Origin of the sequence: Bifidobacterium angulatum DSM 20098 = JCM 7096 (assembly GCF_001025155.1) — a bacterium.
Lineage (GTDB): Bacteria > Actinomycetota > Actinomycetes > Actinomycetales > Bifidobacteriaceae > Bifidobacterium > Bifidobacterium angulatum.
On the sequence record NZ_AP012322.1, the window covers coordinates 35441 to 49913 of the forward strand.

Sequence of the window (14473 nt, forward strand, 5' to 3'; positions counted from 1 at the left end):
TTGCCCATGCGTGGTGCGCGCGTCCCCTTGGGGTGTGCGTGGGCGCGTGGCGCGTGGTGGTTTGAGAACTGGATAGTGGACGCGAGCGAGGCGGAGGCCTTTGGCCTTCGTTTTGCTTCTATTGTTTTTCGATCGAACTTCATTTGAATGTTTTGTTTATTGTTGTTCGTCGATCGTTTTGTGATCATTTCAGATGTGATGATTTGTCGTCTGGGAATTTGCCGATAGGGCGTCTTGCGGGTCCCGTACGGGTGTATGGGTTGCCTGCAAGGGCGTGGGGTGGATGCCTTGGCAGACAGGACCGATGAAGGACGTTGGAGGCTGCGATAAGCCTCGGGGAGCCGCCAACCGGGCTTTGATCCGAGGATTTCCGAATGGGGAAACCCGCCGGCCGTCATGGGCCGGCACCGCCTTCGGGCGGGGGGTACGCAGGGAAGTGAAACATCTCAGTACCTGCAGGAGAGGATATTCCGTGAGTAGTGGCGAGCGAAAGCGGATCAGGCCAAACCTGGGGCGCGCGATACCCGTCGGGGGTTGCGTCCTGGGTGTTGTGGGAAGCCCTGTCCCGGTGCCGACGCGCCGGGCGGGAGTCACAAAACCATGTCTTAGGCGAACCGGGTTGAATACCGGGCCGCAGAGGGTGATGGCCCCGTAGCCGTAGGGACATGGTCTTCCGATGGGTTCTCCCAAGTAGCACGGGCCCCGTGGAATCCCGTGCGAATCCGTGCAGACCGTTGCATAAGCCTAAATATTCCTGTCTGACCGATAGCGAACGAGTACCGTGAGGGAAAGGTGAAAAGTACCCCGGGAGGGGAGTGAAATAGTCTCTGAAACCGTGCGCCTACAAACCGTCGGAGCCCTGAGGGGTGACGGCGTGCCTATCGAAAAATGAGTCTGCGAGTCAGTGGCATGTGGCGAGGCTAACCCGGGTGGGGGAGCCGTAGCGAAGGCGAGTCTCAAAAGGCGTTTTGAGTCGCGTGCCCTGGACCCGAAGCGGGATGATCTAGCCCTGGGCAGGTTGAAGCGCGGGTAAGACCGCGTGGAGGACCGAACCCACTTAGGTTGAAAACTGAGGGGATGACCTGGGGCTAGGGGTGAAAGGCCAATCAAATTCCGTGATAGCTGGTTCTCTCCGAAATGCATTTAGGTGCAGCGTCGCGTGATTACATCCGGGGGGTAGAGCTACTGGATGCTTGCGGGCCCATACCGGGTACCAACAGCAACCAAACTCCGAATACCCGTGATGCGTATCGCGGCAGTGACCCGGCGGGGGATAAGCTCCGTCGTGGAGAGGGAGACAGCCCAGATCGTCGTCTAAGGTCCCCAAGCGTGTGCTAAGTGGGAAAGGATGTGGAGTCGCATAGACAGCCAGGAGGTTGGCTCAGAAGCAGCCATCCTTGAAAGAGTGCGTAACAGCTCACTGGTCTAGTGGTTCCGCGCCGACAATGTAGCGGGGCTCAAGCACACCACCGAAGACGCGGCAGTACTTCTGTACTGGGTAGGAGAGCGTCCCGTGCGGGGCGAAGCGGCGGCGTGAGCCTGTCGTGGACCGCACGGGAGTGAGAATGCAGACATGAGTAGCGAGAGCGGGGTGAAGATCCCCGCCGCTGGATGACCAAGGGTTCCGGGGCCACGTTCATCGTCCCCGGGTTAGTCGGGTCCTAAGGCGAGGCCGACAGGCGTAGTCGAATGGACGAACGGGTCGATATTCCCGTACCGGCTTTGGACCGACCGGTCCGAGACCGGGTTGCTAACCTCCGTTCCGGTTCCGTGCCCTCCTTCGGGTGGGTGTGGGTCCGGCGCGTTGGGAACCGCCCGGCAGTAGGGCAGCGCAGGAGTGACACGGACGGGTAGCCGGCCGCGGAGGTGGTTTTCCGTGGTCAAGCACGCAGCCCGTCGCACAGGCAAATCCGTGCGGCGTGTGGGCGAGGTGCGATGATGGGGCCCCTATGGGCCGATATCCGGTGATCCCTGCCGTCGAGAAAAGCTTCGGCGCGAGGGCCAATGCCGCCCGTACCCCAAACCGACACTGGTGGTCAGGTAGAGAATACCAAGGCGATCGAGCGAATCCTGGTCAAGGAACTCGGCAAATTGCTCCCGTTCCTTCGGTTTAAGGGAGACCCCCTGCTGTGAACGGGCTTGCCCCGGGAGCGGCGGGGGGTGGCACAGGCCAGGGGGTAGCGACTGTTTACCAAAAACACAGGTGCATGCGAAGGCGAAAGCCGCTGTATATGCACTGACGCCTGCCCGGTGCCGGAAGGTTAAGAGGATCCGTCAGCCCTCGGGCGAAGCGGTGAATTCAAGCCCCGGTAAACGGCGGTGGTAACTATAACCATCCTAAGGTAGCGAAATTCCTTGTCGGGTAAGTTCCGACCTGCACGAATGGCGTAACGACTTCCCCACTGTCTCGACCAGGAGCTCGGCGAAATTGCAGTACGAGTAAAGATGCTCGTTAAGCGCAGAAGGACGAAAAGACCCCGGGACCTTTACTATACCTTGGTATTGGCATTCGGTGTGGATTGTGTAGCATAGGCGGGAGGCTACGAGTCATGGGCGCCAGCCCGTGAGGAGCCGTCGTTGAAATACCGCTCTGTTCGCATTGGATGTCTAACCTCGAGCAGTCATCCTGCTCAGGGACAGTGCCTGGCGGGTAGTTTAACTGGGGCGGTTGCCTCCCAAAGAGTAACGGAGGCGCTCAAAGGTTCCCTCAGCCCGGTTGGCAATCGGGTGGCGAGTGTAAGCGCACAAGGGAGCTTGACTGCGAGACTGACGGGTCGAGCAGGGACGAAAGTCGGAGCTAGTGATCCGGTGCCGGCGTACGGACGCGGCATCGCTCAACGGATAAAAGGTACCCCGGGGATAACAGGCTGATCATTCCCAAGAGTCCATATCGACGGGATGGTTTGGCACCTCGATGTCGGCTCGTCGCATCCTGGGGCTGGAGCAGGTCCCAAGGGTTCGGCTGTTCGCCGATTAAAGCGGCACGCGAGCTGGGTTCAGAACGTCGTGAGACAGTTTGGTCTCTATCCTCTGCGCTCGTTGGAATCCTGAGGAGGCCTGCCCATAGTACGAGAGGACCTGGGTGGACGAACCTCTGGTATGCCGGTTGTCGCGCCAGCGGCACGGCCGGTTGGCTACGTTCGGAAGGGATAACCGCTGAAAGCATCTAAGCGGGAAGCCTGCTCCGAGATTAGGATTCCTCGCGGCCTCGGGCCGCGCGACCCCCCATGTAGAACACGTGGTCGATAGGCCGGACGTGGAAGCCCCGCAAGGGGTGGAGCTGACCGGTACTAACGGGGGAAAGGCAATCATACTCCATCATCCGGGTTTCCGGGTGGTGGCCCGTATTGCGTCCTTCGGATGATTCCCCACGGCAGGGAGCGTCCGGAATGCGTCACAAGACAGTTTTTCGCGTCCATTGTCCGGTTCCCGGACCGTCACGGTCCGATCCCCCCGGGGTCCTTCCCGGGGAAGGTCGACAAGATTTGCGGCGGCCATGGCCAGGGTGAGACGCCCGGTCCCATTCCGAACCCGGAAGCTAAGGCCCTGCACGGCGATGGTACTGCACCCGAGAGGGTGTGGGAGAGTAGCGCGCCGCCGCTTTCACACGATACGGTTCCCCCCGGTCGAGCCCCCACGGGCTCCCGGGGGGTTCCTCGTTTCCTGGACAATCTCCAATCTAACGGGTGTTGCACTTTCGTTTAGACAACGGGGGCAAACCATGTATTATTGGCGAATAACCAATCGAAGAATCGAATTAGATTTCATTGTTTCGGATGAGAAGGTCCCATCTTTACAAGGGGTATTAATGACATTCATCTCACGGGCGGTGCGCTATGTGTTCAGAAAACGAGTGCGCACCGCGGTGCTGTTCATTGTGCTGACCATCATAACGGCGAGTATGCTGTCCGCGACCGCAGTTTCTCGGGCGGCTCAGCATGAGGCCGGGCAGATTGAGAAACAGGCGGTCGGCGGATTCGTGCTGGCCAGTAACCTGCAAGGCAGCATGCTGACACCTCGCGGAGGCGGAATGGTTCGTCCCGCCGATGTGCAACGAATCTCGAAGCTGCCCGGGGTCGACTCGTACATGGTCAGGCAGAACGCCACCGCCGATCTCGTGGGAGCCAGCGTAGTGAAGGTCCCCGGCGGCGATGATTACGATGCGGAGAAAGAGCAGCAGTTCGGCAATACGGCCAATGTCATAGGCACAAACGATTCGTCAAAACTCAATGTGTTCACGTCGCACACGCTCGGCATGACCGAAGGGCGTCATCTCAAGGCATCCGATAAGCATATGTCGATGGTCCATGAGGATCTCGCCAAAACCAATGGGCTTAAAGTCGGCGATACCCTCACGCTCAAGGCCAATCCATATGATGTCGACAATGAGTCGCATTCGACGGCAACCGTCAAAACCACCATCATTGGAATATTCAAAGGAGACAGCGACAGAAAAGTATCCAGCCGCGCGGAACTCACCTCCAACACTGTGTACACCGACTTGGACACTACAAGTGCTTTGTACCAGTACAAGGCCGGCAAGAAAATATATCAGGATGCCACTTTCGTCCTAGCCAAGGGTGTCGACGTGGAGAAAACCATGGAAGCGGCGAAGAAACTTCCAGTGGATTGGAACAACTACCAGATCACGCGCAATGATCAATATACGTCGAGCATGCTGAATGCCGCCCGAGGTGTGCGTTCCATGATGCGCAGCGCTTTGATCGGCGTGACCATTTCGGCTGTGATAGTTCTCAGTCTCATGCTCTTACTGTGGATGAACGATCGACGTCAGGAGATGGGCGTATTGGTGTCCCTCGGCATCGGCAAGCCATCCCTGGTCGCCCAATATCTAACCGAGATGATGCTGATCGGCCTGCCGTCCCTGGTCTTCGGATGGTTGTGTGCACGAGGAGTGGCCCAATGGCTTGGCACCTCGGCCCTCCGTTCCGTGAACGCCTCCGCGGCGAAGGAGCTGAGCAGCATGGGGCAGGTCGGCGGCGATCTCGAATCCAATATGTCGGTTCGCACCTTGGATTCGCTCACGGTATCAATCGACGCAACCTCCGTACTGTATGTATCGCTCGGCCTGCTGGCGGTGATGCTGGTATGCATCGCCGTATCATGCATACCGATGCTGCGCAAGTCGCCGCGAAGCCTGTCGGAGTTCCGATGACGAGCATGAACGTGTGGAAGCGTGCCACGCTGGCAATCATACGTAAACCGGTACGCAGCGGAATCATCGGACTGCTGATGCTAACGGTTTTCACCAGTCTTGTGGCTCAGGTTGGAGTGTCAACGGCGCTTCAGAACATGTCCGACGATATCGCCAGAAGCATGGGAATAGGTTTTACCATCGACACAGGCGAGAATCCTGCAAGTCCAAAGGAAGCGAGCCGGTTCTCGCGCATCCCCGGCGTAGGGAAAACCGTTTACGAGCGTAAAACCCTGGCAGGGGTGGATGGTGCGCATCCGGTTGTCCCTGAACGTGGTCCTCGACTGGATTCCGGTCTATCCACGCAGGTCAGCGTGCTAGGTACCACTGATTCCTCATTGTCCGAAGAGTTCCAAAGCGGTCTGTACCGGTTGGAACAAGGGCACCACATTTCAAGTAATGGCCGGAACGTACTGATTCACCGGGATTTCGCACATGAGAATGGGCTATCGGTGGGATCAACATTCCGTCTCAATCAGGAGGGCCGCGATTCCACCGTTCGCGTGGCCGGAATCTTCTCTGGCAATGTGCAGGCACAGAGCCCTATGCCATCGGACGCATCGGAGAATCTTATCTATTCGGGTGTCCAAGTGGTTTCCGCGCTGACTGGAGAGGAACGGGTCGGCACGATTCGGTGCCTCTCGGATAATCCGCAGGCTCTCTCCGCCGCAGTGGCCCAAGCAAAAAAAATCGCTGGAAGCAAGTATGTCGTCACCGATGACTCGGCGCGGCTTTCCGGCGTGCTGCAGTCGGTGGAAACGGTGCGCGACCTGGTCCGTATGGTGCTGTTGTCCGTTTGCCTGGCTGATGTGTTGGTACTGGGCATGGCGCTTGTCTTCTGGATCCGCTCACGTATCCATGAGATAGGCACCCTTCTGGCTCTCGGCATCGGCAAGATGCAGATTATTGCCCAGCTTGCAATCGAAACCGGTCTCATGGCTGTGGTCGCCGCCCTGTGCTCGCTGGGCACAGGCTCCCTATTGTCTGGATACGTGTCTTCGCTCCTGCTGCACGATTCGGGAGTCGCGCCTCTTGAATCATTGCGGGTGGAGGCTCTGCCGCCAGAACAGACGCTGCTTATCCTGCTGCTCGGATGCGCGGTCATCGCGATCGCGCTTGCCGTGTCGTGCGCCGCAGTGCTGGCCAAATCCCCGAAATCAATTCTTTCCTCTATGCGTTAGGAGATATTAATCATGACCGTCTGTCTGCAATTGGACCATGTCAATTACTCATATGGCGCGGCGAAGATCCGCGTTCTTTCGGATGTGAATGCAGATTTCGAATTCGGAAAGATGTATGCGATAACCGGCCCATCGGGAGCGGGAAAGAGCACTTTGTTGTCCCTGTTGGCCGGTTTGGATGCCCCCTCTGATGGAGTGGTTCGTTTTGAGGGCGAGGATATAGTCACGACGGGTTACTCAAGGCACCGTCGCGAGCACGTATCTCTGGTGTTCCAGGACCATAATCTGATTGACTATCTCACCCCCGAAGAGAATCTGCGCCTGGTCAATCCCAAGGCTGATATGAAGATTCTCGAGGATCTGGGGCTGAGCCGTGAGGAATCGAAACGCAATATCATGCACTTGTCGGGTGGCCAACGTCAGCGGGTGGCGGTCGGACGTGCCCTAGTGGCGCCCGGTCGCGCGATTCTGGCGGATGAACCGACTGGCAACCTGGATCCGGAAATGACTGATGAGGTGATTAATCTTTTGCGGCATGCCGCCCATCAACTCGGTAAATGCGTCATCGTAGTGACGCATTCCAAGCGTGTCGCCGGTTCCGCCGATGCCGTTTACACCCTCAGACGTAAGAAACTAGCCAAAGCATAGCTCGCTCGCACAGACCGCGTCTTCCGTACGAACAGTGATCCGCCATCAATGATTTCTCAGACTCCCATCGCGGCAGGGATCCTCTTGACGCGTGGTTGCTGCACCACGCAATGAACGCATTGGACCGCGGCATCGCTGTTGCCTACGTGTCCATGGGCGGGGCGGCATGCTGACCGGCTGCTACTCGCTGTCCGCGAACAACGTGGGCTGGGGCGACGTGCACGGCATCATGGATGGCTCGTTATTACAACGGCAGTTCCCGATAAACCAAATCGTCACGGACTGCAAAACCCTGCCGCTCCCAGAAATCGTTGCCGGCATCGTTGTCTGCGGGCACTCCGACAGCGACTCTCGGCAGGCCGATCGCACGAAGCGCTTCAACCACGCGGCCCACCAAAATCGAGCTAATGCCCCTACCGCGCACGTCGGGGTCGACCGCCGTGTGGTAGATGCGCGATCGTCTTCCGTCGTGGCCGGCAAGAATCGCGCCAATAATCCTTCCATCATCGTCCTCGGCTGCGAAACAGGTGTCGGGATTGCGTTCGAGAAACGCCTTTATCGCATTCTTGCAATCGTTTATATCCTTCATAGTGAAACCTGAGCATCGTGTCCACAGTCCGTATACCAGCGGATAATCCTCGATTATCATATGGCGTATGGTCATTGCTGTCGGTTCGGTCATATTCCCTTCCTTTCTTCTTGAACGCCAACCCCGATTCTCGCATCGTTTGCGGTATTTCCTGTGAGGGTATGCCATATTTGCGATGCATGGTCGTTTGCGGCGTGCGTGCCGTGGAAGCACCCTGAAAGATAATCCGTCGATTTTCGGGGATGCCCCGGATGTGAACACACGGCAACGGCACAGTGAACTCTGCTTAACTGGAATCATGCATATGAAGAACGGAAGTATCGCGAGAGCGGCAGCTGTGGTAGCCGCAACCGCACATATTGTGCGGCATTGTGCCTGCGATTGGCGTCGCACTGCGCAATTCGGCAATCTCAACAATGCATGAAACCAATATTTTGCAGGCTTTAGCGGTGCTGCCAGAAGGGTTGCGCGACTGCTCCACGGTACTTGCGCACCTGTTTTCAACGGTAGGCTGCATCGCAATCGTCGCCGCGCTCGCTGCTGTCGATTCGCGTATTACCCGCAGCAGGCGCGTTGTTATCCGCGATGTCACCGTGTCGGCGGCACCGATACTGTACGTGATCAGCGTCAAATGGCTGGTCGAACGCCCCCGTCCGATCACGTCCGCTGGCAGTGGTCTGTTGCCGGGCGATCCAAGTTTTCCGAGTGGTCATACGGCAGCCGCGGTGATCGTATCGGTAATGATGATTCTTGCCGCGCGTAATTTCGCGCGCATATGCTTCCCCGATGGAGAAGGTGACGGTCGTGCAAACAGAAGACGGGCGTTCCTCCGCAGGGCGATCATCGGCGCTGTCGCGCTTGTCGTGGCGGTCGCCTGTTCGCGATTGCTGCTCGGCCTGCACTATCCGACCGACGTGATTATTTTCGCCATCATCTGTCCACTCATTTCCTGCGCCGTGTGGTGTGTATGGAACGCATACGAAAGTGCGGGGGAGCGGTAAAATCGTGCGCCGTTGACGAAATGTATAGGCGTTTGGGATATGGCAAGGGATTTCACACAGTTTGCGTCAGCATGGTGAATGACTGATTAGACCCGTCGTCTTCGACCACGCCGATTCGTATGGTGCGCACGCGGGGCCTCCCTGTTTCCTTCCTTGTCTGTCCTTATTTGCCTGGTAAACGGTGATAATGCATTGCAAGACGCGGTTGTGTCGTTTTCCGTGTTTTTCGGGTTTGTTTTCCGTTCGTTCGTGGTGTCCCCGGGGGTTGGGTTCCGTTTTTCCGGGCCGTTCGTGGTGTTCCGGGGGTGTTTTCGACACGCCGGTGTTTGCGTGTGTTTCCAATGGTTTTGGGGGTGTTCGTGTGGGTCGGGGTTGCGTGTGTGCCGGTGTTGGTGTAAGTTTTTCTCTTGCTGCTCGGCACGGGGTGCTTCCCCTTGGGGCTGGTGCTTCCGGTCCGGTGCGGTGGTGGTTTGAGAACTCAAGAGCGTGTCTGTACTACTTTATGCAAGTCAATGATTGCCAGTCCGCCGTCCGCTTCCCGTTGGGGAGTGGCCGAGGGGCCTTGAAGGTCGGCGGGGTTTTCGTGCGATAGCGCCTTTCCTTATAAGGCGAAGTCGATTTTCTTTATTTTGGGAGTCACATGTTGATTCCCTTCGCGAAGTTTTTTTGTGGAGGGTTCGATTCTGGCTCAGGATGAACGCTGGCGGCGTGCTTAACACATGCAAGTCGAACGGGATCGGCTGGAGCTTGCTCCGGCCGTGAGAGTGGCGAACGGGTGAGTAATGCGTGACCGACCTGCCCCGTACACCGGAATAGCTCCTGGAAACGGGTGGTAATGCCGGATGCTCCAGTCCATCGCATGGTGGTCTGGGAAAGATTTTATCGGTATGGGATGGGGTCGCGTCCTATCAGGTAGTCGGCGGGGTAACGGCCCACCGAGCCTACGACGGGTAGCCGGCCTGAGAGGGCGACCGGCCACATTGGGACTGAGATACGGCCCAGACTCCTACGGGAGGCAGCAGTGGGGAATATTGCACAATGGGCGCAAGCCTGATGCAGCGACGCCGCGTGCGGGATGACGGCCTTCGGGTTGTAAACCGCTTTTGTTGGGGAGCAAGCCTTCGGGTGAGTGTACCCTTCGAATAAGCACCGGCTAACTACGTGCCAGCAGCCGCGGTAATACGTAGGGTGCAAGCGTTATCCGGAATTATTGGGCGTAAAGAGCTCGTAGGCGGTTCGTCGCGTCCGGTGTGAAAGTCCATCGCTTAACGGTGGATCTGCGCCGGGTACGGGCGGGCTGGAGTGCGGTAGGGGAGACTGGAATTCCCGGTGTAACGGTGGAATGTGTAGATATCGGGAAGAACACCAATGGCGAAGGCAGGTCTCTGGGCCGTTACTGACGCTGAGGAGCGAAAGCGTGGGGAGCGAACAGGATTAGATACCCTGGTAGTCCACGCCGTAAACGGTGGATGCTGGATGTGGGGCCCATTCCACGGGTTCCGTGTCGGAGCTAACGCGTTAAGCATCCCGCCTGGGGAGTACGGCCGCAAGGCTAAAACTCAAAGAAATTGACGGGGGCCCGCACAAGCGGCGGAGCATGCGGATTAATTCGATGCAACGCGAAGAACCTTACCTGGGCTTGACATGTTCCCGACAGCCCCAGAGATGGGGCCTCCCTTCGGGGCGGGTTCACAGGTGGTGCATGGTCGTCGTCAGCTCGTGTCGTGAGATGTTGGGTTAAGTCCCGCAACGAGCGCAACCCTCGCCCCGTGTTGCCAGCACATGATGGTGGGAACTCACGGGGGACCGCCGGGGTTAACTCGGAGGAAGGTGGGGATGACGTCAGATCATCATGCCCCTTACGTCCAGGGCTTCACGCATGCTACAATGGCCGGTACAACGGGATGCGACATGGCGACATGGAGCGGATCCCTGAAAACCGGTCTCAGTTCGGATTGGAGTCTGCAACCCGACTCCATGAAGGCGGAGTCGCTAGTAATCGCGAATCAGCAACGTCGCGGTGAATGCGTTCCCGGGCCTTGTACACACCGCCCGTCAAGTCATGAAAGTGGGTAGCACCCGAAGCCGGTGGCCCAACCAGTTCGCTGGGGGGAGCCGTCTAAGGTGAGACTCGTGATTGGGACTAAGTCGTAACAAGGTAGCCGTACCGGAAGGTGCGGCTGGATCACCTCCTTTCTACGGAGATTGCAGTCCGTGTTTTCGGACAGTGTGTGCCGCGCCGGCGCGATGGTCGTGCCGTGTCGCGGGTGCTGGTGTGGAAGAGATCATGCGGCTTGCATGGTATGGGCATGCTTTTGGGCTCCCGGACCGCCACCCCGCGGGTTTTTCCCGTGGTGCGGTTCGTTGCCCATGCGTGGTGCGCGCGTCCCCTTGGGGTGTGCGTGGGCGCGTGGCGCGTGGTGGTTTGAGAACTGGATAGTGGACGCGAGCGAGGCGGAGGCCTTTGGCCTTCGTTTTGCTTCTATTGTTTTTCGATCGAACTTCATTTGAATGTTTTGTTTATTGTTGTTCGTCGATCGTTTTGTGATCATTTCAGATGTGATGATTTGTCGTCTGGGAATTTGCCGATAGGGCGTCTTGCGGGTCCCGTACGGGTGTATGGGTTGCCTGCAAGGGCGTGGGGTGGATGCCTTGGCAGACAGGACCGATGAAGGACGTTGGAGGCTGCGATAAGCCTCGGGGAGCCGCCAACCGGGCTTTGATCCGAGGATTTCCGAATGGGGAAACCCGCCGGCCGTCATGGGCCGGCACCGCCTTCGGGCGGGGGGTACGCAGGGAAGTGAAACATCTCAGTACCTGCAGGAGAGGATATTCCGTGAGTAGTGGCGAGCGAAAGCGGATCAGGCCAAACCTGGGGCGCGCGATACCCGTCGGGGGTTGCGTCCTGGGTGTTGTGGGAAGCCCTGTCCCGGTGCCGACGCGCCGGGCGGGAGTCACAAAACCATGTCTTAGGCGAACCGGGTTGAATACCGGGCCGCAGAGGGTGATGGCCCCGTAGCCGTAGGGACATGGTCTTCCGATGGGTTCTCCCAAGTAGCACGGGCCCCGTGGAATCCCGTGCGAATCCGTGCAGACCGTTGCATAAGCCTAAATATTCCTGTCTGACCGATAGCGAACGAGTACCGTGAGGGAAAGGTGAAAAGTACCCCGGGAGGGGAGTGAAATAGTCTCTGAAACCGTGCGCCTACAAACCGTCGGAGCCCTGAGGGGTGACGGCGTGCCTATCGAAAAATGAGTCTGCGAGTCAGTGGCATGTGGCGAGGCTAACCCGGGTGGGGGAGCCGTAGCGAAGGCGAGTCTCAAAAGGCGTTTTGAGTCGCGTGCCCTGGACCCGAAGCGGGATGATCTAGCCCTGGGCAGGTTGAAGCGCGGGTAAGACCGCGTGGAGGACCGAACCCACTTAGGTTGAAAACTGAGGGGATGACCTGGGGCTAGGGGTGAAAGGCCAATCAAATTCCGTGATAGCTGGTTCTCTCCGAAATGCATTTAGGTGCAGCGTCGCGTGATTACATCCGGGGGGTAGAGCTACTGGATGCTTGCGGGCCCATACCGGGTACCAACAGCAACCAAACTCCGAATACCCGTGATGCGTATCGCGGCAGTGACCCGGCGGGGGATAAGCTCCGTCGTGGAGAGGGAGACAGCCCAGATCGTCGTCTAAGGTCCCCAAGCGTGTGCTAAGTGGGAAAGGATGTGGAGTCGCATAGACAGCCAGGAGGTTGGCTCAGAAGCAGCCATCCTTGAAAGAGTGCGTAACAGCTCACTGGTCTAGTGGTTCCGCGCCGACAATGTAGCGGGGCTCAAGCACACCACCGAAGACGCGGCAGTACTTCTGTACTGGGTAGGAGAGCGTCCCGTGCGGGGCGAAGCGGCGGCGTGAGCCTGTCGTGGACCGCACGGGAGTGAGAATGCAGACATGAGTAGCGAGAGCGGGGTGAAGATCCCCGCCGCTGGATGACCAAGGGTTCCGGGGCCACGTTCATCGTCCCCGGGTTAGTCGGGTCCTAAGGCGAGGCCGACAGGCGTAGTCGAATGGACGAACGGGTCGATATTCCCGTACCGGCTTTGGACCGACCGGTCCGAGACCGGGTTGCTAACCTCCGTTCCGGTTCCGTGCCCTCCTTCGGGTGGGTGTGGGTCCGGCGCGTTGGGAACCGCCCGGCAGTAGGGCAGCGCAGGAGTGACACGGACGGGTAGCCGGCCGCGGAGGTGGTTTTCCGTGGTCAAGCACGCAGCCCGTCGCACAGGCAAATCCGTGCGGCGTGTGGGCGAGGTGCGATGATGGGGCCCTTATGGGCCGATATCCGGTGATCCCTGCCGTCGAGAAAAGCTTCGGCGCGAGGGCCAATGCCGCCCGTACCCCAAACCGACACTGGTGGTCAGGTAGAGAATACCAAGGCGATCGAGCGAATCCTGGTCAAGGAACTCGGCAAATTGCTCCCGTTCCTTCGGTTTAAGGGAGACCCCCTGCTGTGAACGGGCTTGCCCCGGGAGCGGCGGGGGGTGGCACAGGCCAGGGGGTAGCGACTGTTTACCAAAAACACAGGTGCATGCGAAGGCGAAAGCCGCTGTATATGCACTGACGCCTGCCCGGTGCCGGAAGGTTAAGAGGATCCGTCAGCCCTCGGGCGAAGCGGTGAATTCAAGCCCCGGTAAACGGCGGTGGTAACTATAACCATCCTAAGGTAGCGAAATTCCTTGTCGGGTAAGTTCCGACCTGCACGAATGGCGTAACGACTTCCCCACTGTCTCGACCAGGAGCTCGGCGAAATTGCAGTACGAGTAAAGATGCTCGTTAAGCGCAGAAGGACGAAAAGACCCCGGGACCTTTACTATACCTTGGTATTGGCATTCGGTGTGGATTGTGTAGCATAGGCGGGAGGCTACGAGTCATGGGCGCCAGCCCGTGAGGAGCCGTCGTTGAAATACCGCTCTGTTCGCATTGGATGTCTAACCTCGAGCAGTCATCCTGCTCAGGGACAGTGCCTGGCGGGTAGTTTAACTGGGGCGGTTGCCTCCCAAAGAGTAACGGAGGCGCTCAAAGGTTCCCTCAGCCCGGTTGGCAATCGGGTGGCGAGTGTAAGCGCACAAGGGAGCTTGACTGCGAGACTGACGGGTCGAGCAGGGACGAAAGTCGGAGCTAGTGATCCGGTGCCGGCGTACGGACGCGGCATCGCTCAACGGATAAAAGGTACCCCGGGGATAACAGGCTGATCATTCCCAAGAGTCCATATCGACGGGATGGTTTGGCACCTCGATGTCGGCTCGTCGCATCCTGGGGCTGGAGCAGGTCCCAAGGGTTCGGCTGTTCGCCGATTAAAGCGGCACGCGAGCTGGGTTCAGAACGTCGTGAGACAGTTTGGTCTCTATCCTCTGCGCTCGTTGGAATCCTGAGGAGGCCTGCCCATAGTACGAGAGGACCTGGGTGGACGAACCTCTGGTATGCCGGTTGTCGCGCCAGCGGCACGGCCGGTTGGCTACGTTCGGAAGGGATAACCGCTGAAAGCATCTAAGCGGGAAGCCTGCTCCGAGATTAGGATTCCTCGCGGCCTCGGGCCGCGCGACCCCCCATGTAGAACACGTGGTCGATAGGCCGGACGTGGAAGCCCCGCAAGGGGTGGAGCTGACCGGTACTAACGGGGGAAAGGCAATCATACTCCATCATCCGGGTTTCCGGGTGGTGGCCCGTATTGCGTCCTTCGGATGATTCCCCACGGCAGGGAGCGTCCGGAATGCGTCACAAGACAGTTTTTCGCGTCCATTGTCCGGTTCCCGGACCGTCACGGTCCGATCCCCCCGGGGTCCTTCCCGGGGAAGG

General features: G+C 58.6%; 5 protein-coding genes and 4 rRNA genes. 8 read left to right on the top strand and 1 reads right to left on the bottom strand.

Annotated elements, in window-relative coordinates; translation table 11 throughout:
- Positions 1-256 precede the first annotated feature (256 nt).
- From BBAG_RS00125 to BBAG_RS00145, 5 genes are all read left to right on the top strand, one after another.
- Positions 257-3314, top strand: a 23S ribosomal RNA gene (locus BBAG_RS00125).
- Positions 3315-3486: 172 nt separating this feature from the next.
- Positions 3487-3603, top strand: a 5S ribosomal RNA gene (gene rrf, locus BBAG_RS00130).
- Positions 3604-3808: 205 nt separating this feature from the next.
- Positions 3809-5176 (top strand): ABC transporter permease, encoded by a 1368-nt coding sequence (locus BBAG_RS00135; RefSeq protein WP_003827775.1) that lies wholly within the window; start codon positions 3809-3811, stop codon positions 5174-5176.
- Entirely contained in the window at positions 5173-6396 is a 1224-nt protein-coding gene (locus BBAG_RS00140) for an ABC transporter permease (protein ID WP_003827776.1), read from the top strand. The genes BBAG_RS00135 and BBAG_RS00140 overlap by 4 nt, the downstream gene beginning before the upstream one ends.
- A 12-nt stretch (positions 6397-6408) precedes the next feature.
- A complete protein-coding gene (locus tag BBAG_RS00145; protein WP_003827777.1) occupies positions 6409-7044 on the top strand; it encodes an ABC transporter ATP-binding protein in 636 nt (211 codons plus the stop codon).
- Between the two features lie 244 nt (positions 7045-7288).
- On the opposite strand, the gene BBAG_RS00150 is transcribed toward BBAG_RS00145, so the two are convergent.
- Complete coding sequence (locus tag BBAG_RS00150; protein WP_003827778.1) at positions 7289-7726, bottom strand: GNAT family N-acetyltransferase; 438 nt, start codon at positions 7724-7726, stop codon at positions 7289-7291.
- Positions 7727-8049: 323 nt separating this feature from the next.
- On the opposite strand from BBAG_RS00150, the gene BBAG_RS00155 reads away from it, so the two are divergent.
- The 3 genes from BBAG_RS00155 (at position 8050) to BBAG_RS00165 (ending at position 14312) form a co-directional block, all read left to right on the top strand.
- Positions 8050-8634: a phosphatase PAP2 family protein gene (locus BBAG_RS00155; RefSeq protein ID WP_003827779.1), complete on the top strand. Its 585-nt coding sequence runs from the start codon at positions 8050-8052 to the stop codon at positions 8632-8634.
- A 665-nt stretch (positions 8635-9299) separates the two neighbouring features.
- Positions 9300-10830: ribosomal RNA gene (locus tag BBAG_RS00160) — 16S ribosomal RNA — on the top strand.
- Between the two features lie 424 nt (positions 10831-11254).
- Positions 11255-14312: ribosomal RNA gene (locus BBAG_RS00165) — 23S ribosomal RNA — on the top strand.
- The 16S and 23S rRNA genes sit together here, the layout of an rRNA operon.
- The last annotated feature ends 161 nt before the right edge of the window (positions 14313-14473 follow it).

Coding starts and splice junctions, on each gene's coding strand:
- BBAG_RS00135 (WP_003827775.1), top strand. CDS start 3,809: ATGACATTCATCTCACGGGCGGTGCGCTATGTGTTCAGAAAACGAGTG.
- BBAG_RS00140 (WP_003827776.1), top strand. CDS start 5,173: ATGACGAGCATGAACGTGTGGAAGCGTGCCACGCTGGCAATCATACGT.
- BBAG_RS00145 (WP_003827777.1), top strand. CDS start 6,409: ATGACCGTCTGTCTGCAATTGGACCATGTCAATTACTCATATGGCGCG.
- BBAG_RS00150 (WP_003827778.1), bottom strand. CDS start 7,726: ATGACCGAACCGACAGCAATGACCATACGCCATATGATAATCGAGGAT.
- BBAG_RS00155 (WP_003827779.1), top strand. CDS start 8,050: ATGCATGAAACCAATATTTTGCAGGCTTTAGCGGTGCTGCCAGAAGGG.